The 24,064-nt window shown below is 73.2% G+C and carries 21 protein-coding genes; 10 read left to right on the top strand and 11 right to left on the bottom strand.

Annotated features, from left to right (window positions below; genetic code table 11):
* Positions 1 to 289 precede the first annotated feature (289 nt).
* The gene (locus CHF15_RS15210; protein ID WP_089224304.1) at positions 290 to 1,738 is read left to right on the top strand and encodes an ABC transporter permease; all 1,449 of its coding nucleotides are present in this window, start codon (positions 290 to 292) and stop codon (positions 1,736 to 1,738) included.
* A 106-nt stretch (positions 1,739 to 1,844) separates the two neighbouring features.
* The gene (locus tag CHF15_RS15205) at positions 1,845 to 2,531 is read left to right on the top strand and encodes an ABC transporter ATP-binding protein (protein ID WP_089224303.1); all 687 of its coding nucleotides are present in this window, start codon (positions 1,845 to 1,847) and stop codon (positions 2,529 to 2,531) included.
* A gap of 58 nt (positions 2,532 to 2,589) precedes the next feature.
* Here CHF15_RS15205 and CHF15_RS15200 read toward each other — a convergent pair whose 3' ends face one another.
* On the bottom strand, positions 2,590 to 3,102 hold the full coding sequence (locus CHF15_RS15200) for a hypothetical protein (protein ID WP_089224302.1): 513 nt from the start codon (positions 3,100 to 3,102) through the stop codon (positions 2,590 to 2,592).
* A gap of 160 nt (positions 3,103 to 3,262) precedes the next feature.
* Between CHF15_RS15200 and CHF15_RS15195 the strand changes: the two genes are divergently transcribed.
* A complete protein-coding gene (locus CHF15_RS15195) occupies positions 3,263 to 4,273 on the top strand; it encodes a LacI family DNA-binding transcriptional regulator (RefSeq protein ID WP_089224453.1) in 1,011 nt (336 codons plus the stop codon).
* Positions 4,274 to 4,280: 7 nt separating this feature from the next.
* Here CHF15_RS15195 and CHF15_RS15190 read toward each other — a convergent pair whose 3' ends face one another.
* The 3 genes from CHF15_RS15190 to CHF15_RS15180 all read right to left on the bottom strand — a co-directional run bounded on the left by CHF15_RS15190 (position 4,281) and on the right by CHF15_RS15180 (position 7,448).
* Positions 4,281 to 5,396 carry a serine hydrolase domain-containing protein gene (locus CHF15_RS15190; RefSeq protein ID WP_089224301.1) on the bottom strand — a complete coding sequence of 372 codons (1,116 nt, stop codon included), beginning with the start codon at positions 5,394 to 5,396 and terminating at the stop codon, positions 4,281 to 4,283.
* Between the two features lie 370 nt (positions 5,397 to 5,766).
* The gene (msrA, locus tag CHF15_RS15185; protein WP_179279798.1) at positions 5,767 to 6,411 is read right to left on the bottom strand and encodes a peptide-methionine (S)-S-oxide reductase MsrA; all 645 of its coding nucleotides are present in this window, start codon (positions 6,409 to 6,411) and stop codon (positions 5,767 to 5,769) included.
* Positions 6,408 to 7,448, bottom strand: a complete 1,041-nt coding sequence (locus tag CHF15_RS15180; protein WP_089224299.1) for a hypothetical protein — start codon at positions 7,446 to 7,448, stop codon at positions 6,408 to 6,410. The genes msrA and CHF15_RS15180 overlap by 4 nt, the downstream gene beginning before the upstream one ends.
* 66 nt (positions 7,449 to 7,514) lie before the next feature.
* Here CHF15_RS15180 and CHF15_RS15175 point away from each other — a divergent pair, with 66 nt between their 5' ends.
* Positions 7,515 to 8,669 carry a cystathionine gamma-synthase gene (locus tag CHF15_RS15175; protein WP_089224298.1) on the top strand — a complete coding sequence of 385 codons (1,155 nt, stop codon included), beginning with the start codon at positions 7,515 to 7,517 and terminating at the stop codon, positions 8,667 to 8,669.
* A gap of 1,075 nt (positions 8,670 to 9,744) precedes the next feature.
* On the opposite strand, the gene CHF15_RS45700 is transcribed toward CHF15_RS15175, so the two are convergent.
* From CHF15_RS45700 to CHF15_RS15165, 3 genes are read right to left on the bottom strand one after another with little or no spacing between them, the layout of a single operon-like run.
* The gene (locus CHF15_RS45700) at positions 9,745 to 9,987 is read right to left on the bottom strand and encodes a hypothetical protein (RefSeq protein WP_245938834.1); all 243 of its coding nucleotides are present in this window, start codon (positions 9,985 to 9,987) and stop codon (positions 9,745 to 9,747) included.
* Positions 9,984 to 10,448 (bottom strand): sigma factor-like helix-turn-helix DNA-binding protein, encoded by a 465-nt coding sequence (locus CHF15_RS45695; protein ID WP_245938833.1) that lies wholly within the window; start codon positions 10,446 to 10,448, stop codon positions 9,984 to 9,986. The genes CHF15_RS45700 and CHF15_RS45695 overlap by 4 nt, the downstream gene beginning before the upstream one ends.
* Positions 10,449 to 10,480: 32 nt before the next feature.
* Positions 10,481 to 10,975 carry a MarR family winged helix-turn-helix transcriptional regulator gene (locus tag CHF15_RS15165; protein WP_089224297.1) on the bottom strand — a complete coding sequence of 165 codons (495 nt, stop codon included), beginning with the start codon at positions 10,973 to 10,975 and terminating at the stop codon, positions 10,481 to 10,483.
* A 232-nt stretch (positions 10,976 to 11,207) separates the two neighbouring features.
* Here CHF15_RS15165 and ilvA point away from each other — a divergent pair, with 232 nt between their 5' ends.
* The 3 genes from ilvA (at position 11,208) to CHF15_RS15150 (ending at position 14,397) form a co-directional block, all read left to right on the top strand.
* Positions 11,208 to 12,368, top strand: coding sequence for a threonine ammonia-lyase (ilvA, locus tag CHF15_RS15160; protein ID WP_245938858.1), 1,161 nt, complete (start codon positions 11,208 to 11,210; stop codon positions 12,366 to 12,368).
* Between the two features lie 212 nt (positions 12,369 to 12,580).
* Positions 12,581 to 13,543: an ATP-binding cassette domain-containing protein gene (locus tag CHF15_RS15155; RefSeq protein ID WP_089224295.1), complete on the top strand. Its 963-nt coding sequence runs from the start codon at positions 12,581 to 12,583 to the stop codon at positions 13,541 to 13,543.
* Positions 13,540 to 14,397 carry an ABC transporter permease gene (locus CHF15_RS15150; RefSeq protein WP_089224294.1) on the top strand — a complete coding sequence of 286 codons (858 nt, stop codon included), beginning with the start codon at positions 13,540 to 13,542 and terminating at the stop codon, positions 14,395 to 14,397. The genes CHF15_RS15155 and CHF15_RS15150 overlap by 4 nt, the downstream gene beginning before the upstream one ends.
* An 85-nt stretch (positions 14,398 to 14,482) precedes the next feature.
* Here CHF15_RS15150 and greA read toward each other — a convergent pair whose 3' ends face one another.
* Both greA and CHF15_RS15140 read right to left on the bottom strand, forming a co-directional pair.
* Positions 14,483 to 14,980: a transcription elongation factor GreA gene (greA, locus tag CHF15_RS15145; protein ID WP_089224293.1), complete on the bottom strand. Its 498-nt coding sequence runs from the start codon at positions 14,978 to 14,980 to the stop codon at positions 14,483 to 14,485.
* A gap of 180 nt (positions 14,981 to 15,160) precedes the next feature.
* The gene (locus CHF15_RS15140; protein ID WP_089224452.1) at positions 15,161 to 15,571 is read right to left on the bottom strand and encodes a DUF4307 domain-containing protein; all 411 of its coding nucleotides are present in this window, start codon (positions 15,569 to 15,571) and stop codon (positions 15,161 to 15,163) included.
* 106 nt (positions 15,572 to 15,677) lie between these two features.
* Here CHF15_RS15140 and mca point away from each other — a divergent pair, with 106 nt between their 5' ends.
* On the top strand, positions 15,678 to 16,550 hold the full coding sequence (mca, locus tag CHF15_RS15135; RefSeq protein WP_089224292.1) for a mycothiol conjugate amidase Mca: 873 nt from the start codon (positions 15,678 to 15,680) through the stop codon (positions 16,548 to 16,550).
* A 4-nt stretch (positions 16,551 to 16,554) separates the two neighbouring features.
* Positions 16,555 to 16,833 carry a hypothetical protein gene (locus CHF15_RS15130; protein WP_179279796.1) on the top strand — a complete coding sequence of 93 codons (279 nt, stop codon included), beginning with the start codon at positions 16,555 to 16,557 and terminating at the stop codon, positions 16,831 to 16,833.
* A 54-nt stretch (positions 16,834 to 16,887) separates the two neighbouring features.
* Here CHF15_RS15130 and CHF15_RS15125 read toward each other — a convergent pair whose 3' ends face one another.
* Positions 16,888 to 17,199: a hypothetical protein gene (locus CHF15_RS15125; RefSeq protein WP_089224290.1), complete on the bottom strand. Its 312-nt coding sequence runs from the start codon at positions 17,197 to 17,199 to the stop codon at positions 16,888 to 16,890.
* A gap of 82 nt (positions 17,200 to 17,281) precedes the next feature.
* Positions 17,282 to 20,407, bottom strand: a complete 3,126-nt coding sequence (locus CHF15_RS15120; RefSeq protein WP_179279811.1) for a tetratricopeptide repeat protein — start codon at positions 20,405 to 20,407, stop codon at positions 17,282 to 17,284.
* A gap of 272 nt (positions 20,408 to 20,679) precedes the next feature.
* Here CHF15_RS15120 and CHF15_RS15115 point away from each other — a divergent pair, with 272 nt between their 5' ends.
* A complete protein-coding gene (locus tag CHF15_RS15115; RefSeq protein WP_089224288.1) occupies positions 20,680 to 24,054 on the top strand; it encodes a S8 family peptidase in 3,375 nt (1,124 codons plus the stop codon).
* Positions 24,055 to 24,064 lie beyond the last annotated feature (10 nt).

The following is a 24,064-nucleotide window of genomic DNA, read 5'->3' as shown; positions in this document are numbered from 1 at the left end:
CCGCCGATGTCCCCGTCAGGACGTTCCGCGTCAGGCGCCGACCCTCTGATCCGGCCCGCGGCCCCGCCCCGGCCTTCCGCACATCCTCGGCAGGCCCGGCCCGTCGGGCGTACGGCCGGTCCAGGGCAAGGTACTGCAGCGGCCGCGGGGTCCCGGCGGAGGGGTTTCTCATGCGGCTCTCATCGGCCGCTCAGGCTCCCATCACGGCTCGTTCCTACGGTCGCCGCAGTGGAGAGACAGGCACCGCCTCCCTCCCGCTTCCCGTTTTCCTTACTCGGCGAGGAATCGCATGTTCTTCACATACCTCCGGCGCGAACTCCGACGCCGCAGAAAAGCGGCGCTCGTCATCGCGATGGGCCTCGCACTGGGCATCGCCCTGGTGATCACCGTCAACTCGGTGTCGGCCGGCATGACGCAGGCCCAGGGCAAGGTGCTGGAGTCGCTGTACGGCCTGGGCACCGACATGACCGTCACCAAGGCCGCCGACCCCGACTCGTCCTCCGCGGACCGGCCGCGCTTCCAGTTCGACGCGCGCGGAGACGAGAAGGAGCAGAGCAGCGACCGCGTCATGGTGCAGGGCTTCCAGTCGCTGAAGTCCTCGGTCGTCGACCAGGTCTCCGAGCAGAGCGGGGTCAAGGACGCGGTCGGCGGGCTCAGCCTGGTCGTCATCAAGGTCAACGGCCAGTTCCAGCGCGGCGAGTTCCAGCAGGCGCCGGGCGGCGGCAACCGGCAGCGCGGCGGCGGCCAGCCGCAGGGCTCGGTGCGGGGCGGCGGTGCCAACTTCGACATCAACAACTTCACCGTCTTCGGCACGGACGTCGCGCACCCCGGCCTCGGCCCGCTGACCTCGTCGAAGATCACCTCGGGGAAGACCTTCACCAGCGCGCAGGACAACGCCAAGGTCGCCGTGCTCGACAGCGCGTACGCGAAGCAGAAGAAGCTGACCGTCGGCAAGACGCTCACGATCTCCGGCACCAAGTTCGAGATCATCGGCATCGCGACCGCCGACAGCGGCTCCTCCTCCGCCAACGTCTACATCCCGCTCCAGCGGGCGCAGACGCTCGCGGACGCCAAGGACAAGGTCACCACGATCTACGTCCAGGCGAGCGACTCCCAGAAGATCGGCTCCGTCAAGTCCGCTATCCAGAAGAACGTCTCCGGCACGACGGTCACCACCTCCTCCGACCTGGCCTCGACCGTCTCCGGTTCGCTGTCCACGGCCTCGAACCTGGCGACCAACGTCGGCAAGTGGCTGTCCATCGCCGTCCTGATCGCCGCCTTCCTCGTCGCGGGGTTGCTGACCTCCTCCGCGGTCTCCCGCCGGGTGCGTGAGTTCGGCACCCTCAAGGCGCTGGGCTGGAAGAGCGGCCGGGTGACCCGCCAGGTCATGGGCGAGGCGGTCGTCAACGGTCTGATCGGCGGTGCCCTGGGCATCGCCCTGGGCCTCGGCTGCGCCTACCTCATCACGACGATCAGCCCCACGCTGGACGCCACCGTCGGTGGCGGCGGGAGCGGTGGCGGCGGGGCGGGCGGCCTCGGCGGCCCCGGTGGCTTCGGCGGTCCCGCCCGGCGCGCGGCCGGTGACGCCGTCGAGATCGCCCTCCAGGCGCCGGTCAGCGTCAACACCATCGTCCTGGCGGTGGTCCTGGCGGTCGCCGGCGGCCTGGTCGCCGGGACCTTCGGCGGCTGGCGGGCCTCGCGGCTGCGTCCCGCGGACGCGCTGCGCCGCGTCGAGTAGCCCGCACCCGCCCCCAGAGACCGGGGCCGCGTTCCGCCGCGTTCCGCACCTTCCCCCGGCGTGGCGCGGCCCCCGCCCTTCCCTTCAGGACTTCAGGAGTCACCTCATGTACAAGCTGAGCGGCGTGACCAAGCGCTACTCGCGCGGCAAGGACACCGTGGACGCGCTGCGCGGCGTCGACCTCGTGATCGAGGACGGCGACCAGCTCGTCATCCAGGGCCCGACCGGCGGCGGCAAGTCGACGCTGCTGCAGATGCTCGGGGGCCTGGACCGCCCGACCGAGGGCTCGGTGGAGCTGGACGGCACCGACCTGGCCCGGCTGAGCGAGGCACGGCTGACCAAGGTCAGATCGCAGAACATCGGCATCATCTTCCAGAGCTTCAACCTGATCCCGACCCTGACCGCCCAGGAGAACGTCGAGACCGCCCTCGTCCCGCTGGGCGTCAGGGCCTCCGAACGCCGTACCCGCGCCGCCGAGGCCCTCGCCTCCGTCGGCCTCGGCGACCGACTGCACCACCTGCCGGGTGAGTTGTCGGGCGGTCAGCAGCAGCGCGTGGCGATCGCCCGGGCACTGGTGAAGCGCCCCAAGGTGCTGCTCGCGGACGAGCCCACCGGAGCCCTCGACGAGGGCACCCGCGACGAGATCCTCGCCCTGCTGGACGGGCTGTGGAAGGAGTACGGGCTGACCTTCGTCATGGTCACCCACGACTCGGCCATCGCCCGGCGTGCGACCCGGGTCGCCACCATCAAGAAGGGCCGGGTCACCGTCACCGAGCGGACCCCCGCGGCCTGAGAGCGCTGCGCCCGCGGATCGCGGCCCCCGGCGCATGTCGCCGGGGGCCGCCCGGCGTTCAGTCCGTGACGCCCAGGTCCTCGCGCATCAGGCGCTGCATCGTCCGCAGCAGCGGCTCGGCGTCCCTCAGGGCCTCCAGCGCGGTCCGCGCGCTCTCGCCGTCCGCGGCGAGGCCGCGGTCGAGGCGCTTGGCCGCGGCGTCCGCCGCCGCCAGGACCCGGTTGACGTCCCGCGAGGCGGCCAGGACGCGTTCCGGGACGATCATCTGCGCCTCGGCGTACCGGTCCCGGTAGTCGCGGCGGGACTCCTCGACCAGGTCCCGCTCCTCGGCGGTGTAGACCCCGTCCCTGATCCGGTGCAGGGCGTCCTTGAGCAGCGTGTGGAACTGCCGCGAGGCCCGGTTCATCGCCGTGTACGCCGTCCGCCGTTCCCCGAACCGGCGCAGCCGGTCCGCCTCGGCGGCCTCCGCCAGGCGCCGCCGGTCGTCGCCGCGCTGGGCGAGCACGGGCGCGAACAGGGTGCCGAGCACACCGACGACGGCGGTGATCATCGCGCCGAGCGTGGCATTCATGGTCCGCTTCCTATCCCGCCCGGCGGGACGGCGCAAGAGACGGACGGTCCCCGGGCGGTGTTTGTCGAAGCGCTTCGACACATGTCTGGACAGGGATATCGAGGTCCCGGTAGCTTCAGTGTCGAAGCGCTTCGACACTTTCGGGGGAGACGAGATCCGGATGGCCACACTCGCCGAGGTAGCCCGCCACGCCGGGGTCTCCGCCAGCACCGTCTCGTACGTCCTGAGCGGCAAGCGGTCGATCTCCGAGGGCACGCGCCGGCGGGTCGAACGGAGCATCCAGGAACTCGGCTACCACCCGCACGCCGGTGCGCGGGCGCTGGCGAGCAGCCGCTCGAACATCATCGCCCTCATGGTGCCGCTCCGTACAGACATGTACGTGCCCGTCATGATGGAGATCGCGATGGCCGTCGCCACGACGGCCCGTCAGCACGGCCACGACGTACTCCTGCTCACCGGCGAGGAGGGCCCCACCGCGGTCCGCCGGGTCGCGGCCAGCGGGCTCGCCGACGCGATGATCCTCATGGACGTCGAGCTGGAGGACGAGCGCATCCCGCTGCTGCGCGCCGGGGACCGGCCCGCCGTGCTCGTCGGACTGCCCGCCGACACCGCCGGACTCACCTGCGTCGACCTCGACTTCGCCGCCACCGGCGCGCTCTGCGCCGACCACCTCGCCGACCTCGGCCACCGCTCCGTCGCCGTCGTCGGCGAGGCCGCCGCGGTCTACCAGCGCCACACCGGCTTCGCCGAACGCACCCTCCAGGGTCTGCGCTCCCGCGCCGCCGCCCGCGGCCTCCGGCTCATCCACCGCCCCTGCGAGGGCGGTTACGAGTCCACCGCGGGCACCCTCGCCCGCATCTTCGAGGAACGGCCGGACACCACCGCGCTCGTCGTCCAGAACGAGTCGGCCATCGTCCCCCTGCTCGCGCTCCTGCGCCAGCAGGGGCGCGCGGTGCCCGAGGACGTCTCCGTCGTCGCCGTCTGCCCCGACCAGGTGGCCACCCAGGCCACCCCCCAGCTCACCTCGGTCGCCATACCCGCGCAGCAGATGGGCCGGCACGCGGTCGAACTCGTCATCGCCAAGCTGGGCGGCAGCCCGACGGAGGAGGTCCGCCTCCTCGGCCCCGAACTCACGGTGCGCGCGAGCAGCGGCCCGGCGCCGTCCGCCTGACGGCCTGTCAGCCCTCGACCGCCCGCAGTCCCGGGAGCCCGTCGTAGGCGGCCATCACGAGTTCCAGGCCCCGGGTGTCCTCCGCGGGCTCGCGCATCTGGTTGGTCACGTACGCCACCGCCATGCGGGCCTCGGGGTCGGCCATGACGAGCGAGCCGCCCCAACCGCCCCACCCGAGGGAGTCGCCGAACAGCCCGTAGCCCAGCCCCCAGCGGACCGGCATGCCCAGGCGGCGGTCCTCACCGCTGAACTGCTCCTCGCGCGCCCGGTCGCAGCCCGCCCGCGACAGCAGCCGCACCCCGCGCACCGTTCCGCCGCAGGCCACCGCGGACTGCACGAGGGCGACCGAGCGCGCGTTGCCGAAGCCGCTCGCCGCGGGGATCTGCGCGCGACGCCAGGCCACGCTGTTCCCGTCCCGTAGCCGCACGGCGGTGCCGGACGTGGAGGACGCGTCGGCCCCGGGCGCGCTCGCGGCGTAGTCCTCGTCCCGGGACGGCGGGGGGACGGCGAGCGCCACGCGGTGGTCGTGCTCGGCCGGCAGCCCGATGTGGAAGTCGGCGCCCAGCGGCCCGGCCACCTCCCCGGCGAAGAACTCGCCCACGCTCCGCCCGGTGATGCGCCGTACGACCTCGCCCACGAGATACCCCTGGGTGAGCGAGTGGTACCCGGCCGCACTCCCCGGTTCCCACTGCGGGGCCGGCGCGGCCAGACGCGCCGTGGCGGCCTGCCAGTCGTAGAGCTCGTCGATCGGCCCGTCCCAGTCGGGCAGGCCCGCGGTGTGCGAGAGCAGGTGCCGCACCAGCACCTTCTCCTTGCCCGACGCGGCGAACTCCGGCCAGTAGCGGGCGACCGGCGCGTCCGGATCGAGATCGCCGCGGTCGGCCAGGACCAGCGCGCACAGCGCGGTCATCGTCTTGGTGACGGACCAGACCCCGGTGATCGTGTCCCGCTCCCACGGCACCGTCCGGCCCGCGTCGGCGAACCCGCCCCAGACGTCCACCACCGGCTCGCCGTCCACGAAGACCGCGACGGAACCGCCCGCGTCCCCCTCGTCCAGCAGCCCCGCCAGCGCGTTCGGCACCGCGGAGAACAGCTCGTCGTACGTCCCCTGGATATCGGCCATGCGCCGTATTAGCGCGTATCGGCCTGCCGGAGGCAATCGAATTTTCCCGGCCCCCCGCACGGATCCCATGCGGCAAGGGAGCGGAGCGTTGAACAGCCGTGCCGCGTCAGCGCTTCAGGAAGTGAGGCTCCGGCCACGCGGTGACCGGCTCGGATGCCGAGTGGATCTCCAGACGTGAGAGATGGCCACCGTCGGTGAACGCCGTCACCCCGGCATCGTCCGGTACGGCGTACCAGGCGTCTGCAGCCGGGTTCCACCGCACCGGCCCGTCACTCGAGCGTGGGGTATCTGGGCGCGCAGGGCGCTGCGCACCGGATCGGGACCGGCGAGCAGCGCGTTCAGCGTCGCCGTCGCGGCCTGCGGGAGGGGGTCAGGCATCGGGCTTCGGGATGCCGACCGGGCAGGAGACGCCCGTGCCCTCGATGCCGCAGTAGCCGCCGGGGTTCTTGTCCAGGTACTGCTGGTGGTACGCCTCGGCGGGGTGGAAGGGGCCCGCGGGGACGACCGCCGTGGTGATGGTGCCGTGGCCGGTGGCGCGCAGGGCGGACTGGTAGGCCTCGCGGGAGGCGAGGGCGGTGGCGTGCTGCTCGGGGGAGTGGGTGTAGACCGCGGAGCGGTACTGCGTGCCGATGTCGTTGCCCTGGCGGTGGCCCTGGGTGGGGTCGTGGGCCTCCCAGAACACCTTCAGCAGTTCCGCGTACGTGATCAGCGCCGGGTCGAAGACGACGCGCACGGCCTCGGCGTGGCCGGTGAGGCCGCTGCAGACCTCCTCGTACGTCGGGTTCTCCGTGTACCCGCCCTCGTAGCCGACCAGCGTCGTCCACACGCCCGGCGTCCGCCAGAAGACCCGCTCGGCGCCCCAGAAGCAGCCCAGTGCGAAGTCGGCGACCTCCAGGTCGGCCGGGTAGGGGCCGGTGAGGGGCCGGCCGAGCACGGTGTGCCGGACGGGCACCGAGTACAGGGGTGCGGGCCGGCCCGGTATCGCCTCCTCACGGGAGGGCAGGCGCGGCGTCAACGGGCGCGCCCCCGCACGGAGTCCCACTCCAGCCCCGCGAGCGCCTGCGCCCGGTGTGCGGTGTACGAGGCGGCGGGGTCGGCGTCGTACGCCCACGGGGCCGCGCCCGCGTAGCCGTCGACGGCGCGGAACTGCTCGACCGCCTCCGTGAAGCGCTCCGCGCGCAGCAGGAACGCCGCCAGCAGGTGCCGCACCACGGGCAGCACCGAGTCGGAGGGGGAGGCGTGCTCGGTGGCGTAGAGGGCGCCGCCGATGGCGCGGGAGACGACCTCGCTCTCGTAGAAGCTGCGCACCAGGATGACGTCCGGCAGATGCGCGAAGACCTCGAAGAGCGGCAGCGCCGGCAGCAGGCTTCCCTCGGGTGCGGAGGAGGCCGCCCGCTCGGCGAAGTCGCGTGCGGCGTCCTCCGGGAGCCGGGCGAGGGCCGTCAGGTGGGCGCCCATGTGGTGCGGGGCGCGGGCGGTGATCTTCTCCCAGGCGGCGGCGAAGTCCCCGTCGGCGGCGAGCGCCACGATGTACGGCACGGGGTCGCCCGGCGCGAGCAGCGCGGCCTCGTCGGCGACCGTGCGGGCCTCCTCCAGGATCATCCGCACGTCCGGGGAGCCGGCCGGCTCGCGCCGGGCCCGCTGCACCAGGAACGCCGCGTGGACGGCCGCCCCGCCGGCGTCCTTGGCGTCCTCGACCCGCCAGGTGCGCAGCCACGCGCCGCCCGTGCCGGGGGACTGGGCCAGCTCGACCGCCGCGGCGCCCGCCAGGGTCTGCACCCGCTGCCAGCGGAGCTCGCCCTCGGCCGGGGTGCCCTTGAGGAGGGCGGCGACCGCGCGCCAGTCCTGCGTGCGCTGGGTCACGGTCAGCGCCTGCGTCAGCTCCTCGTCGGGCCCCGGCAGCCGGATGTCGATCTCCTCCCGGGGCACGAAGCCGTACCGGGCGGGATCGACCGCGGCGACGGCCCGCACGCCGCGACCGCGCAGCATGCGGGGCACCAGCACGATCGCGGAGATCAGCAGAACGCCGTACAGCACCCACAGGAATTCCATGATGGACAAGCCTACGCGGGCCCGGCAGGCACGTCCCGGCCCGCGGCGCGCACTACGCTCGGCGGTATGAGCGAGCAGCAGCACCAGAACTTCGAGACCCTCGCGATCCACGCGGGTCAGCCGGCCGACGCCCAGACCGGGGCCGTGGTCACGCCGATCTACCAGGTTTCCACGTACAAGCAGGACGGGGTCGGCGGCCTGCGCGGCGGCTACGAGTACAGCCGCTCCGCCAACCCGACCCGCACCGCGCTGGAGGAGAACCTCGCGGCGCTCGAGGGCGGCCGCCGCGGCCTGGCGTTCGCGTCCGGCCTGGCCGCCGAGGACTGCCTGCTGCGCACGGTCCTGAAGCCCGGCGACCACGTCGTCATCCCCAACGACGCCTACGGCGGCACCTTCCGGCTCTTCGCGAAGGTCGTCGAGCGCTGGGGCGTGCGGTGGTCGGTCGCCGACACCTCCGACCCGGCGGCCGTCCGGGCCGCGCTGCGGCCCGAGACCCGGATGATCTGGGTCGAGACGCCCAGCAACCCGCTGCTCGGGATCACCGACATCGCGGCCCTCGCGGACATCGCGCGCGGCGCGGACGCGCGGCTCGTCGTGGACAACACCTTCGCCAGCCCCTACCTGCAGCAGCCGCTGGCGCTGGGCGCCGACGTCGTCGTGCACTCCACCACCAAGTACATGGGCGGGCACTCGGACGTCGTCGGCGGCGCGCTGGTCGCTGCCGAAGCGGGCCTCGGCGAGGAACTGGCGTACCACCAGAACGCGATGGGCGCCGTCGCCGGCCCCTTCGACGCGTGGCTGGTGATGCGGGGCATCAAGACGCTCGCGGTCCGCATGGACCGGCACAGCGACAACGCGGCCCGGGTCGCGGAATTGCTGTCGCTGCACCCGAAGGTCACCCAGGTCTTCTACCCGGGGCTGCCCGAGCACGCGGGGCACGACATCGCGGCCAAGCAGATGAAGCGGTTCGGCGGCATGGTCTCCTTCCGCGTCGCGGGCGGCGAGGAGGCGGCCGTCGAGGTCTGCAACCGGGCGCGGCTGTTCACGCTGGGCGAGTCCCTGGGCGGCGTCGAGTCCCTCATCGAGCACCCGGGCCGCATGACGCATGCCTCGGTCGCGGGCTCCGCGCTCGAGGTGCCGGCCGATCTGGTGCGGCTGTCGGTGGGCATTGAGTCCGTCGACGACCTTTTGGAGGACCTCCGCCAGGCGCTTGGCGCGTAGCGCCCGGTTCCCCGTGTGCGTCGTGGTTGCGGCCCGGATGTTGTGTGCGGGTTGTTTGCGCCTGCGGCGGGCTGTCCCCGCCCTCCCGCCCGATTGCCCGGCGCGGTCAGTGCGGGTCCCGCACGTTGGGTTGGGGTCGGGGCCGCGCCGGCGCACGTCCTCAGCGCTCGCGGTTTACCCGGACATCGTTCGGTACCGGTATCACCGCTCGTCGCTTCCGGGCGCACCCCGCCACACCCCCTCCCGTCGTGTGAGCGCATGACGGCCGGAGGGGGGTGATGGGGGGCGCCCCTCCCCGCACCGCTGGGAACTGCCCCAGCGGGGGGTCCCCCGGCCGCAGGCCGAGCAAGGGTGCACGCACCGGTGGCCGGGGGCACCTCCTGCGGGCAGTTGGTGGCCTGCTGGGCTTGCCTGCGTCGCGACGAGCGCCGAGGCCGACCCTGCAACGAGGTTCAGTCCCCCCGCACCGACAAGTACGACTCCCGCAGCAACGGACCGCTGAGAGGACTCCCGGCACCCGCTCAGGGATCGGACCGGGGGCTTTCGGGGCGCTCGGGCCCGCCTCCGTGATCAGCTGGCAGGTTCCCCCACGAGGCACCTGACAGCCGGTAGAGGTTCAGCAAGGCACGTGCGGCAACCCCGGACCGCCTTCTCACCCCTCTCCGGCCGTCATGCGCCCATACGACCGGAGGGGGTGTGGCGGGGTGCGCCCGGAAACGACGAGCGGCGGACCCGGCGCGGAATGATGTTGGGGTAAACCGCGAGCGTTGAGGACGTGCGCCGGCGCGGCCCCGACCCCAACACAACTGAGCGCAGGCCCGCACTGACCGCGCCGGGCAAACGGGCGGGAGGGCGGGAGACAGCCCGCCGCAGGCGCAAACAACCCGCACACGACAACCGGGCGGCCTGGGGCACCCGGATCGCAGGCGCAAACAACCCGCACCCAACAACCGGGCAGCCCGGGGCACCCCGCCGCAGGCGCAACGCACCCGCACACACCCACCGGGCGGCCCGGCGCAGCCGCCCGCACCCGTACACGACAACGGACCGCAACCACGACGTACCCCGGACCCGGTCACCACCCGCCAGGGGTCGTGTCGAGCGGTTCCGCCCCCGGCCACCACACCACCGCGAGGACGAGCGCGACGACGACCCCCACGACGAGCAGCGTCCACAGCACGGCGTGCAGCACGCGGCGCCGGGCCAGGACGCGGCGGCCGCGTTCCGCGGCGCGCGGGGCGAGGTCCACGGGGACGCCGGGGTGCGGCCCGTCGAGCAGCCGGCGGACCTCGTCCTCCTTGCGGTCGTACGGGCTCACGACGCGGCCTCCCGCACCCGGGCCGCCGTCCCGCTGCGCGCGGGCCGGCTGCGCAGGACCGCGGTGGCCCGCAGGGTGATCGTCCGTACGCGTTCCGAGGGCATGCCGAGCTGCGCGGCGGCCTGTTCCTCGGCGATGCCCTCGTACAGCCGCAGCACGATCACCAGCCGCTCGCGCACGTTGAGCGTCCCGAGCACCCCGCCGCGGGGGCGCCGCCACCAGGGCCGCTGGGCGAAGCGGCGGACGATCTCGGCGCGGGTGAAGGCGTACGGGTCCTCGCCGCGCATCCGGAACCAGTCGGCGTAGGTGCGCGACAGGGCGGCGCAGAGCAGCTCGGTGCCCTCGGTCCTGTCCCCCGTGAGCAGGGCGGCGACGTGCAGCAACCGCCCTGCCGCGCCTGCCGCGAAGGCCTCGAACTCGGCTTCGCGCAGGCGCTCCGCTGCCTCCCGGCGCTCTCCCACAGCGCCATGGGACGGCAGACGGCGACCTCAGGTCAAGAGTTCTGCTCGTCTCCCTGTGTGACGGACGAGTGGTACTGCGCCAGCGCGGAGTTGAACCGGCCGAGGAGGTCGGTGAAGGACTCGCGCTCCTCGGGTGTCCAGTCCTCGGTCACGACCTCCATGAGTCGCTGCCGCGAGCTGCGGACCTCCTCCAGGCGCGAACGACCGCGCGGGGAGAGTGCGAGCACGACCGCCCGCCCGTCCTCGGGGTGGGAGGTGCGCTTGACGAGTCCGCTGTCGACGAGCGGGGCGACCTGGCGTGTGACGGTGGAGGAGTCGATGCCCATGCCCTCCGCGAGCGCCTTCACGCCCATCGGGCCCTCGTTGTCCAGGCGGTGGAGCAGCAGGTACGCGGCCCGGTCCATGGAGTTGCGGGCCTTGCCGACGCCACCGAGGCGCGTCTGTTCCGCGCGGCGGGCGAAGAGCGCCACCTCGTGCTGCAGGCGCTCCAGGAGGTCGGTCGTGATCTCCGAGGGGGGAATGGGCATGGCCGGAAGCTCGCGTTCTGTCGGTCCTGCGAAGGTTGGGAGAAGAGTACGCGGAGAGCGTCATCCCGGGACCCCGCCGCGGAAAACTCCTCGGTCGGTCCGGGCGCCTGCCGCTGCTGCAAGACTGGGGACCATGGAAAGCCCCGCAAGTCAGGCCCGTCGCACGACCCGCGCGGCGGTGGCCGCGCGGCCGTGTCCGGTCACCATCGACGATGTGCGCGGCGCGCACAAGATGCTGTCCGGCGTGGCCCGTGTGACGCCCATGGAGGGCAGCCGGCAGCTGTCCCGTCTGGTGGCCACGCCGGTGCACCTGAAGTGCGAGAACCTGCAGCGCACGGGCTCGTTCAAGGTGCGCGGCGCCTATGTGCGGATCGCCGGTCTGCGGCAGGAGGAGCGCGCGGCGGGCGTGGTCGCGGCGAGTGCCGGCAACCACGCGCAGGGCGTGGCGCTGGCCGCCTCGCTGCTCGGGGTGCGCTCCACCGTCTTCATGCCGTCCGGCGCCCCGCTGCCGAAGGTCGCGGCGACCCGCGACTACGGGGCCGAGGTGCGGTTGCACGGGCACGTCTTCGACGAGACGCTGCGCGCCGCCGAGGAGTACGCCCGGGAGACGGGCGCGGTCTTCATCCACCCCTTCGACCACGCGGACATCGTCGCCGGGCAGGGCACGGTGGGTCTGGAGATCCTGGACCAGTGCCCGGAGGTGCGCACGATCGTCGTGGGGATGGGCGGCGGCGGGCTCGCGGCCGGTGTGGCGGTGGCGGTGAAGTCGGTGCGTCCGGAGGTGCGGGTCGTCGGGGTGCAGGCGGCGGGCGCGGCCGCGTACCCGCCGTCGCTGGCGGCGGGGCGGCCGGTGGCGCTGGGCTCGGTGGCGACCATGGCGGACGGGATCAAGGTGGGCTGCCCGGGGGAGGTGCCGTTCTCCATCGTCCGCGATCTGGTGGACGAGGTGCGCACGGTCACCGAGGACGAGCTGTCCGCCGCGCTGCTGCTGTGCCTGGAGCGGGCGAAGCTGGTGGTCGAGCCGGCCGGGGCGAGCCCGGTGGCGGCGCTGCTGTCGCGGCCGGAGTCCTTCGACGGGCCGGTGGTGGCCGTGCTGTCCGGCGGCAACATCGACCCGCTGCTGATGGAGCGCACCCTGCGGCACGGCATGGCGGCCGCCGGGCGCTACATGTCCTTCCGGCTGCGGCTCACGGACCGGCCGGGGGCCCTGGCGGCACTGCTGGAGATCCTTTCCGCGAGTGACGCAAACGTGCTGGACATCGCGCACGTCCGCACGGATCCTCGGTTGGGGCTGACGGAGGCCGAGGTGGAGCTGCACCTGGAGACCCGCGGCCCCGAGCACCGGGCGGCCGTGGCGGAGGCGCTGCGGACGGCGGGGTACGTGCTGCTCTGAGGCCGTTCCGGCCGGATTGTCAGTGGCGTGCGGCATGGTGGAGTCGGGTGTCGTGGACGCGGGACGGCGCGTGAGGGCGGGCGCGAATAAATCCGCTTGACGCGATATATCGCGTCTGGGATGCTCGCGACACATCGTGGTGCGCTGCGGCGTGGCCGTGTGCCGCACCCCACAGTCCCCATGCACCCCAAGCCCCGAATCGGAGACATCGCATGCCAGGCGCCATCCATGCCGAAGGTCTGGTGAAGACCTTCGGCGACGTACGGGCACTGGACGGAGTGGACCTCGACGTCCCTGAGGGGACCGTCCTGGGCCTCCTCGGCCCCAACGGGGCCGGGAAGACGACCGCCGTGCGCGTCCTGACCACCCTGCTGCAGCCCGACAGCGGCAAGGCGGTCGTGGCCGGCATAGACGTGCTGAAGCACCCCAACGAGGTGCGCCGGCAGATCGGCCTGTCCGGCCAGTTCGCGGCGGTCGACGAGTACCTCACCGGCCGCGAGAACCTGCAGATGGTCGGCCAGCTCTACCAGATGAGCGCCCGGGACGCGAAGGCCCGTGCGGCGGAGCTGCTCGAGCGCTTCAACCTCGCCGAGGCCGCCGACCGCACGGCCAAGACCTACTCCGGCGGCATGCGGCGCCGGCTCGACCTGGCCGCCGCGCTGGTCGTCAGGCCGCCGGTGATGTTCATGGACGAGCCGACCACCGGCCTCGACCCCCGCAACCGCCTCGCGCTGTGGGAGGTCATCCAGGACCTGGTCGCCGGCGGCACCACGCTGCTGCTCACCACGCAGTACCTGGAGGAGGCCGACCACCTCGCCCACGACATCTGCGTGATCGACCACGGCAAGGTCATCGCCCGCGGCACCTCGGACGAGCTGAAGGCCCGTACCGGCGGCGAGCGCGTCGAGGTCGTCGTCCACGACCGCGACCACCTGGTGACCGCCACCGAGGTGCTGGGCGGCTTCGGCAAGGGCGAGACCGCCGTGGACAACCACACCCGGCGGATCACCGTCCCCGTCTCGGGCGGCGCCAAGCTGCTCGCCGAGGTCATCCGCGAGCTCGACACCCGCGGCATCGAGATCGACGACATCGGTCTGCGCCGGCCCACGCTCGACGACGTGTTCATGTCCCTCACCGGCCACGCCGCCGAGGAGAAGGAAGAGGAGTCCCAGTGACCACGGTGACCGACGCGGTCTCCACCAGCGCGCCGCGCACCTCCAACCCGATCGTGCAGTCCGTACGCGACTCGCTGGTGGTCGCCCGGCGCAATCTGATCCGCATGCTGCGCATCCCCGAGGTCGTGATCTTCGGCCTCGTGCAGCCGATCATGTTCGTGGTGCTGTTCAGCTACGTCTTCGGCGGCTCCATGAACGTCGGCGGCTCCACCAGCCCCGCGCTCTACCGCGAGTTCCTGATGGCGGGCATCTTCGCCCAGACCGTGACCTTCGCCACCGCGGGCGCCGGCGCGGGCATCGCGGACGACATGCACAAGGGCCTCATCGACCGCTTCCGGTCGCTGCCCATGGCCCGCGGCGCGGTGCTCACCGGCCGCACGCTGGCGGACCTGGTGCAGACGGCCCTCACGGTCGTGGTGCTCGCGATCGTCGCCGTGCTCGTCGGCTGGCGCGTCCACGAGGGCCTGCCCAAGGCGCTCGCGGCGTTCGGCCTGCTGCTCCTGCTCGGCTACGCCTTCTCCTGGATCGGCGCCCTGATCGGCCTGTCCGTCCGTACCCCTGAGGCGGCCACCTCGGGCGGTCTGATCTGGCTGTTCCCGCTGACGTTCATCTCGAACGCCTTCGTGGACTCCAACCAGATGACCCCCTGGCTGCGGCACATCGCCGAGTGGAACCCGTTCAGCGCCACCGTGCTGGCCTGCCGGGAGCTGTTCGGCAACCTCCCGCCCGGCTACCAGACGCCGGACGTCTGGCCGATGCAGCACCCGGCGCTCGCCTCGGTGCTGTGGTCGATCGTGATCATCCTGGTCTTCCGCACCCTCGCGGTGCGCAAGTACCGCTCGGCGACCGCCTGATCCCCGGCCCGCGGGCGCACGCCCGCGGCACGCGACGAGCCCCCGGCCGTGAGGCCGGGGGCTCGTTCGCGTTCAGGGGGCGGCGTCAGCCGCTGTGCGGCTTGGCGTCGAGGATCCTCACCGAGGCCTTCCGGCCGTTGGGGAGCTCGTACGAAGCGTCCTCGCCGATCTTCTTGCCGTTCACACCCGCGCCGAGCGGGGACTGCGGGGAGTAGGTCTCCAGCTCGGAGGAGACGTACTCACGCGAGCCGAGCAGGAACTTCAGGGTGTCGTCCGGGTCGCCGTCGAAGGCGATCGTCACGACCATGCCGGGCGCCACCACGCCGTTGTCCGCCGGGGCCTCGCCCACCTTGGCGTGCTGCAGGAGCTGCGTCAGCTGGCGGATCCGGAGCTCCAGCTTGCCCTGGTCCTCGCGCGCCGCGTGGTAGCCGGCGTTCTCCTTGAGATCGCCTTCCTGGCGGGCTTCCTCGATCTTGGCGACGATCTCGGCGCGTGCGGGACCCGACAGATGCTCCAGCTCGGCCTTGAGCTGGTCGTACGCCTCCTGGGTCAGCCAGGTGACGTTCTCGCTGGTCTGGGTCACAGGTGCTCCTCGTCGGTACTCGAACTCGCTTGCTTACAAATGAACGCCCTACCCAGAAAGATGCGTCTTCGCGGGAGGGCGAAACCACGAGCGTAACAATTCCCCCCGACAAAGGGCGAGAGGGAAATCATCAGGACCCCATAGACCCAGGTCACGGGGCGAATGGCCGGGCAGGTCGGATCAGTCGGCGGGTTGGCAGCCGACCAGTTCCACGGAAGTGCCGCGACTCGTGGTGCGAATGCTGACGACGGTGTCGATGCGACTGGTGTGCTGATTGAGGCGAACGTCCTTACGGCCGACCTCGCCGTGGTCCTCGGCGAGCGAACGCAGGGTGCACACCGCCGTGACCCCGGCGTCCTTGCGCACCTCGATGTGGGCCTGGACCTCCTGGTCGGTGATGACCTTGAACTTGATCATCTCGGCGCTGACCTCGCTGCCGGTGAGCTTGTCCCAGCCGATCCAGCCGACGAACAGCAGCAGGACGACACCGAGCACCGAGCCGACCAGCCGCAGCCTGCGGTCCGCGCGCGCGTCGGCGCCGGCACCCCGCCCGTACCGTCCCTCGGGCAGTCCGTCGCGCTCCGCGCTCATCATCCAGTCCTCCCGGGGCCCGGGGAATCCCGCCTTGGAATCAAACAGCCCCTCGCTTCGGTCACTATAGAAGCCGCTACTTACGACCCATGACTGAGGACCGACCTTGACCGAGCAGCTGCGACTGATGGCCGTGCACGCACACCCCGACGACGAGTCCAGCAAGGGCGCGGCCACCATGGCCAGGTACGTCTCCGAGGGCGTCGACGTCCTGGTCGCCACCTGCACCGGTGGCGAGCGCGGTTCCGTGCTCAACCCCAAACTGCAGGGCGACAAGTACATCGAGGAGCACATCCACGAGGTCCGCGCCAAGGAGATGGACGAGGCGCGCGAGATCCTCGGCGTCCGGCAGTCCTGGCTCGGCTACGTCGACTCCGGGCTCCCCGAGGGCGACCCGCTGCCCCCGCTGCCCGAGGGCTGCTTCGCCCTCCAGGACGTCGACGAGGCCGCGGGCACCCTGGTGAAGCTCATCCGCGAGTTCCGCCCGCACGTGATCACCACGTACGACGAGAACGGCGGCTACCCGCACCCCGACCACATCATGACCTACAAGATCTCGGTGGTCGCCTTCGACGCCGCGGGCGACCCGGAGCGCTACCCCGAGGCCGGCGAGCCGTGGACGCCGCTGAAGCTCTACTACAACCAGGGCTTCAACCGGCAGCGGACCGTCGCCCTGCACGAGGCGCTGCTCGCCCGCGGGCTGGAGTCCCCCTACGGCGAGTGGCTGGAGCGCTGGCAGACCGCCGACCGGCCGGAGCGCAACATCACCACCCACGTGCCGTGCGCGGACTTCTTCGAGATCCGGGACAAGGCGCTGCTCGCGCACGCCACCCAGATCGACCCCGACGGCTCCTGGTTCCACGTCCCGATGGAGCTCCAGAAGGAGGTCTGGCCCACCGAGGACTACGAGCTCGCGCAGTCCCGGGTGGACACCTCCCTCCCCGAGGACGACCTCTTCGCGGGCATCCGGGAGAATTGAGCGCGTGAACGCGACATTCGGCACGGCCGCAGCCCAGCTCGTCCCCCTGGCCGCCAAGGACCTGGACGAGAACAAGGTGACGCCCGGTCTCCTCGGCTTCGTCATCTTCGCCCTCATCGGCTTCTCCCTGTGGTGGCTGATGAAGAACATGAACAAGCAGTTCAAGAAGATCGACTTCGAGGAGCAGCCGCAGCCCACGGAGCGGTCGGAGACGCGGCCGGAGCGGGCCGAAGCCGCCTCCGCCGCCTCCGGCTCCGAGGGCCCGGGCAGCCGCAAGGGCTGAGGACGGGCACACCGCCGCACCCCCTCCCGCCCGGGAGGGGGTGCGGCGGCGCGCTCACCGCGACGCGGCGACCGTGACCCGTGTGAAGAGCAGCGGGACGCCCTCGTCGCCGGAGCGGGTGTACGAGGTCCGCACCGCGACCACCCGAACGTCGTGGTCGTGCACGGCGATGTGCCCGCCGACGGCGGGGACGGGGAGCATGCCGCTGGAGACGATCACGGCGAGGCCGTCGTCGGCGCCGTCCGGTGCCTCCCACGCGAAGGTGATCGTGTGCCGCACCGGGCTCTCGTGGTAGATGCTGGCCTCGCGCGGCAGCGCAAGCTCCCGGTCGCGGATGGGCTGGAGCTCAGCGGGCAGCCGGTCCATGGTTCGTCCTCTCGCGGTCGGTCCCCGTCGCGATTGTCGCCCGTGGGACGCCGCGCGGCCGGTGACACGCTGGGCCGGGCCCTCAGCCCTCCACCGCCCGGTCCACCGGCACGGCCATCACCATGCGGGCGCCCCGTGACGGCACCATGCCCAGCCGCCAGGCCTCCCACGGCGTGCCCGGCTCCACACCGCGCTCCAGCAGCAGGGCGTAGGCCTCCGCGTACTCCTGCAGGTCGAGGTCGCGCCCCTCGTGCACGTCGCCGGTCAGCCGGGCGAGCCGCTCACGGGCCTCGGCGGCGCCCTCGCGCGAGAGCAGCGGCAGCAGCGTGCACTGCAGGAACCGCGCCCACGCCAGGCCGCGCCGGTCGTCCATGCCGGCGAAGAGCCGCTCCGCCTCCCGGACCAGTTCCAGGGCCGCCGGGACCCGGCCGTTGCCGGCGTCTATGACGGCGAGCTCCACACAGGACCAGCCCTCGCCGTGCGGCACCCCGACGCGGTGGAAGTCGGCGCGGGCGTCCTGCAGGAGCTGGCGGGCGAAGCCGCTGTTGCGCAGGTTGCCGGTGAGGGCCGCGCGCTGGTCGCGGGTGACCCGGGCGGAGTGGTGGCGGGCGCAGGCCAGCCCGTAGACGTCCCGCATGCGGCTGAACATGGTCCGGGAGCGCTCCAGGGCCCGCAGGGCCGCGTCCAGCTCACCGCCCTCCTCCAGCGCCTGGCCGAGGTAGTACAGCGACCACGCCTCGCCGCGGGCGTCCTCGTTCGCGCGGTGGCGGGCCAGGGCGTCGCGCAGCAGGTGCTGGGCGGCGCCGGCGTCCCCGCGCAGCAGACGGGCCCGGCCGAGCTGGGTGGCGGTCCAGGCCTCGCCGCGGGGGTCGCGGGTCGCGGCGTAGCACTCGCCCGCGGTGCGCAGCTCCGTCTCGCCGCGCTCGGCGTCGCCGAGCCGCAGCAGCAGCTGGCCCAGTTGCAGGTGCGCCCAGGCCTCGCCGTGCACGCTCTCGCCCTCCCGGTGCAGCGTCAGCGACTCGGTCAGCAGCGCGTGCGCCTCCGCCAGCCGGCCGGCGTCGCGCAGCACCGCCGCCAGCGCGTGCTGCGTCCAGGCCCGGTCGGCCCGCAGTTCGTCGCCGGACTGCAGCTCCAGCGCCTCCCGCAGCTTGACCTCCGCCTCCCGCAGGCTGCCCTGCTGGTGCAGGGTGATGCCCAGGCTGCACAGGGCACGGGCGGCGCCCGCCGGGTGCTGTGCCTCGAAGTACAGATCGACCACCGACGACAGCGTGGAGCGGGCCTTGTCCAGCTCGCCGAGCTGCCGCGCGGCGATGCCGGTGCGCCACTGCACCGAGCGGACCAGCACCGACTGGTCCGCCTCCCGCTGGTGCGCCTGGGCCAGCTCGCCGATCTCGCCCAGCCGGTACAGGTCGCCGCGGAGCAGGCAGTAGTCGCACAGCGCGCCGAGCAGGTGCTGCACCACGCGCTGGTCGACGCCGTCGGAGTGCCGCAGCGCCGCGGTGATGAAGCTCGACTCCTCGTCCAGCCAGCGCAGCGCCTGGTCCAGCGAGGGGAAGCCCTGCGGGCCGAAGCGGTCCGCGCGGGTCGAGGTCCGGCCGTCGACCAGCCGGATGACCGCGTCCGCCAGCTCGGCGTAGCTGCGGATCAGCCGCTCCTGGGCGGCCGCCCGCTCGGCCGGTTCCTCCTCGTCGAGCAGGCGCGCGTGCGCGAAGCGCCGTACGAGGTCGTGCAGCCGGTAGCGGCTGCCGCGCACGTGCTCGATGAGACCGGCCCCGGCCAGTTCGCCCAGCCGCCGGGCCGCCTCCTGCTCCTCCGCCCCCAGCAGGGCCGCGGCGGCCGCCGCGCCGAGGCTGGTCCGCCCGGCGAGCGCCAGCCGCCGCAGCAGCCGGCGGGCCGGCTCGGGCTGGTCGTGGTAGCGCAGGGCCAGCGCCCGGTCGACCGGGCCCACCGGCCCGTACGCCGCCAGATCGGCCGCCAGCTGCTCCGCGCCCCGGTCGGGCAGCGAACTGCCCGCGATGCGCAGCGCGAGCGGCAGGCCGCCGCACAGCCGCCGTACGGCGTCGGCGGGACCGGCGTCGTCCGCGGCGACGGCTCCGGGCGTGAGCCCGGCCAGCAGCTCCAGCGAGGCCTCCGCTCCGAGCGGGTCCACCGGCAGCGCGTAGACGCGGGCCGCCGGTACGTCGAGGTCGAGCGGTTCCGCCGACGTGACGAGGACGAGGCTGTCGGAGCGTTCCGGGACCAGGGCGCGGACCTGCTCTGGCCCGGCGGCATCGTCGAGGACGATGACGACGGGCACGTCGGTGAGGTGCTTCTGGTACTGGTCGGCCAGGCGCCGCAGATGCTGCTCCTGGGAGGTGCGCTCGCGGAACAGGAGCTGTTCGCGGGGCGCGCCGAGCCGGTTGAGCAGGTGCAGCAGCGCGTCCCGTACGGGCAGCGGGCGCTCCCCGGGCGCGGCGCCGCGCAGGTCGACGACGCAGGCGCCGCGGAACTGGTCCCTGAGCTGCTGGGCGGCGCGCACCGCGAGCGTGGTGCGCCCCGAACCGGCCTGGCCGTGCAGGACGACCACGACGGGCTCCGAGGCGGGGGAGACCCGCGCCTGGTGCACCCACTGGGCGATCTGCCGCAGCGGGTCCCGGCGGCCGGCGAACGGCCCCTCGATGGCGGGCAACTGGGCGAAGGACTGCTCCAGGACGCTGCGCCCCCGCGCGGCGGCGCTGCGGTCGGTGCGGCGCTGCGCCGGCACCTTCGCGGGGGCCGGTGCGGCGCGCCTGCGTTCCAGGAACGGCCGTACGCCGCGCTGCTCCACGGCCTCCAGCCAGGCCTGCCGCAGGTCCTGCGGCCGCGAGCCGCCGCCGCCCGTCGCCAGCGCGGCCGTCACGGCCGCCCCGGCGAGCGCCACCACGCCGCCCACGCCCAGCGCCGTGGACGTCGGGGTGCCCCAGCCGAGGTCCGCCACGCACGCCGCGACGGTGGCGACCGCGGTCACCAGCGCCGGGGTGACCAGCGACGACCGGCGGCCCGCGCGTTCCGCCGCCAGCGCGGCGGTGTACGCGGCGTACTCGGCGGCCGCCTCGGCCGCCAACTCGTCGACCGCCGCCCGTGCCTGCCGCAGCGCCTCCTCGGTCTCGCCGGAGCGGCCGCCCCGCGGCTCACCGGCGACGGCGCGTTCCAGCAGCCGTAACACCTCGGCGCGGTCGGACGTGCTCAGTTGCGTACGCCGTTGCGGCGTCTGCTTCGTCACCACTGGCCCCCTCGGTAGCCGCCCGCCCCCAAGTGTCCTGCCGAACGCGCCACATCGCGACACCGCGTGCGCGGCCGGACCCGCCCGGAAGTGCCCTGACGGCCGGGTCCGGGGTCCGCGGACCCGACCGCCGTACCGGTTTCCGGCGGCTCAGGCGCCGTGGCGCAAAGGTGACTTGTCCTGTGACCGACACCGGAAAGTGCTGACCGGCGCCGGTGGCCGGGCCACGCTGTCGCTCCATGAGACAGATGAACAACAGGTGGCGGCCGAGGGTCGGAACCCCCCGGCCGCAGTATGTGGCGGCCGCCGCCCTCGCAGCGCTGCTGGCGGGTCTGACCGCCACCCCCGGCGCGGCCCAGGGCACCGAGCGGGCCGACACGGCCGTGCAGGGCGAGGCGGCCGGGTCCACCGGATCCGCCCGGCACCAGATCACCCTGATCACCGGCGACCGCGTCACGCTGGAGACGGCCCCGTCGGGCGGGCACAGCGTCTCGGTCCAACCGGCCGCGGGCCGGGAGCACATCACCTTCGTCAAGCGCCAGAACGGCGGCGACTGGTCGGTCATACCCGCCGACGCGCTGCCCCTGCTCGCGGCGGACCGCCTCGACAAGGCGCTGTTCAACGTCTCGGCCCTGGCCAGGGGGAAGTACGCCGAGCGGTCGAGGCTGCCGCTCATCGTCGAGTACGCGGGCGACGCCGCCACCGCCGAGCGCCGGCTCACCGCGGCCGGCGGCGACGGGGTGCGCGCCATCCCCGGGACCTCCTTCGCGACCCTCGGCCAGGACCGCGGTGACGCCGCCGGGTTCTGGAAGGACATCGCCCCCGCCCGGGTGGGCACCGCGTCCTTCGGCGCGGGCATCCGGCGGGTCTGGCTCGACGGCCGCGCCAAGGTGCAGCTCGACCGGACGGTGCCGCACATCGGAGCGCCCCAGGCCTGGGCGAAGGGCTGGAAGGGCGAGGGCGTCAAGGTCGCGGTGCTCGACACCGGGTACGACCCGAACCACCCGGACCTGGGCGGCCTCATCGAGGAGTCCGCCAACTTCACCGCCGAGGCCGGCACCGACGACGGCAACGGCCACGGCACCCACGTCACCTCGACCGTCGCCGGTTCCGGCGCGGCCTCCGACGGCCGGTTCAAAGGTGTCGCGCCCGGTGCGCGGATCCTGTCCGGCAAGGTCTGCGACGCGGGCGGCTACTGCGACAACTCCGACATCATCGAGGGCATGGCCTGGGCCGCCCAGCGCGGCGCCAAGGTGATCAGCCTCAGCCTGGGCGACACCGACACCCCGGAGACCGACGCCCTCGAGGCCATGGTCGAGAGCGTCACCCGCGACCACGGCGTCCTGGTCGTGGCCGCGGCCGGCAACAGCGGTCCCGGCAAGGTCGGTTCCCCCGCCTCCGCCGACCGCGCGCTGGCCGTCGGCGCCACCGACCTCGACGACGAGCTCGCCCACTTCAGCTCGATCGGCCCGCGGGTGGGCGACTTCGGCCTCAAGCCCGACCTCGTCGCCCCCGGCGTCGGCGTCGTCGCCGCACGGGCGGGCGGTACGACCGCCGAGGACGGCTACACCGCGATGGACGGCACCTCGATGGCCACCCCGCACGTCGCCGGAGCCGCCGCCATCGTCTTCCAGCAGCACCCCGACTGGACGCCGGAGCAGGTCAAGCGCCAGCTGATGCAGTCGACGGCGCCCGGCAAGGAGCGCGGCGCCTACTTCCAGGGCGCGGGCCGGGTCGACGTCGCCCGTGCGGTCGGCCAGCAGGTCACCGCCGGGACCACCGCAGTGGACTTCGGGCAGATCCGCTGGAACGACGGCCCGCGGCCGCCGGTGCAGAAGACGATCACCTATCGCAACCCGGGCAGCGCGCCGGTCACCCTCGGCCTGTCGCTCAACGTCTCCCACGACGCGGGCAAGCCCGCGCCGCAGAGCCTGTTCCGGCTCGGCGCCGACCAGGTCACCGTGCCCGCCCACGGCACCGCGGACGTCACCGTCACGGCGTCCCCGGAGGCCGCCACGACGTACGCGGCGTACAGCGGCGTGGTCATCGCGTCGAGCGCAGACCGGGCCGTCTCTGTGCGCGTCCCGGTCGGCATGGACGTCGAGCGGCCCTCGCACAGCCTGCGGCTCGCGGTGAAGGACCGTGCGGGCAAGGCCCCGGCCCACGCCTACCTGCTCGTCACCTCGGCCGACGGCGAGGTCCGCGAGGTGGAGCTGCACGGCAGGTCCGGCACCGAACTGAGGGTGCCGCGCGACGGCAGGACCTACTCCGTGAACGGTCTCCTCTTCGACGCGGAGTACACCGAGGCCACCGTGGTCGGCGCGCCGAAGATCGTGATGGGCGCCGACCGGGACGTCGCCATCGACGCCCGGAAGGCGAAGCCCGTCGCGGTGTCCGCCCCGAGCCGTTCGGCCCGCATCACGTACGCCGAGGTCGGCACCATGGGCCTGGACGGCAACCTGTTCTCCGTCCCCGTGAACGACGCGGTCGGCGGCGACCGCATCGAGAACGTGTACGCCGTCCCGACGACGCGATCCAAGGACTCGGCGTTCACCTACCTGGTCAGCACCATCTGGACGGAGCCCGCGGCGGCCGACGGGAATCCCTCCTCGGTCTACTACCTCACCTGGCCGGTGCGCGGGGAGATTCCGGCCGACCCCGGCTACCGCCCCCGCACGTCGGAGTTGGCCACGGTGCGCTCCACCCTCGCCGCGACCGCGCCGGACACCACCGCGTACCGCAGCGTGTGGCTGAACCTCGGCAAGCTCCGCTGGGTCCACGGGATGGACGGGCTCCCGCTCCCGCACCGGCGCGTCGACTACTTCTCGCCCTCCCCGGACTTGCGCTGGCAGAGCGTCTTCGAGCAGAACTTCTTCACCGACCCGGACGCCCACGGGCAGAGCTTCCTCAGCCGTCTGCACAGCTACCGGGCCGGAACCTTCGAGGAGCGCTGGAACCAGGGCGTCCAGGCCTCGGGCTTCTCGCCCGAGTGGCTGATCACCTCCCGCGAGGGCGACGCCATGACGTTCGCGATCCAGGACGCCGCCAACGGGAACCTGGACGTGGTGGCCGCAACGACGTCCAGCAGCCGGCCCGAGTGGGAGCTGCGGCGCAACGGCGAGGTCGTCTCGACGAACCGGGGCTTCGCCACGGTGCCGGCCGACGCCACCCCCGCCGACTACGTCGCGACGCTCGAGCAGGAGCGCGACCTCGTCCCCAGCACCATCTCCACGCGCCTGAAGTCCGAGTGGCGGTTCCGGTCGCAGACGACGGCGACTCGGCAGGCACTGCCGCTGATGGCCGTGCGCATGTCGCCCGAGCTGGACGAGTGGAACCGGGCCGAGGCAGGACACCGCTTCGACATCCCGGTCCTGGTCCAGCGTCCGGTCGGCGCCGCCGAGTCGCCCGTCCGCACCTTCACCACCGAGGTCTCCTACGACGAGGGCAGGACCTGGCACCCGGCCAAGGTCAAGGGCTCCGGGGTGAAGCGCACCGTGACCGTGGACCATCCGCGCCGCTTCTCGGGCGGCTCGGTCAGCCTGCGCACCCACGTCAAGGACGCGGCGGGCAACTCCTTCCGGGAGACCGTGATCAAGGCCTACCTGCTCAAGTAGCCGCCGAACG

This window comes from Actinacidiphila glaucinigra, assembly GCF_900188405.1.
Lineage (GTDB): Bacteria > Actinomycetota > Actinomycetes > Streptomycetales > Streptomycetaceae > Actinacidiphila > Actinacidiphila glaucinigra.
Note: the sequence above shows the minus strand (reverse complement) of the source record. Positions and strands in the feature narration are given on the sequence as shown.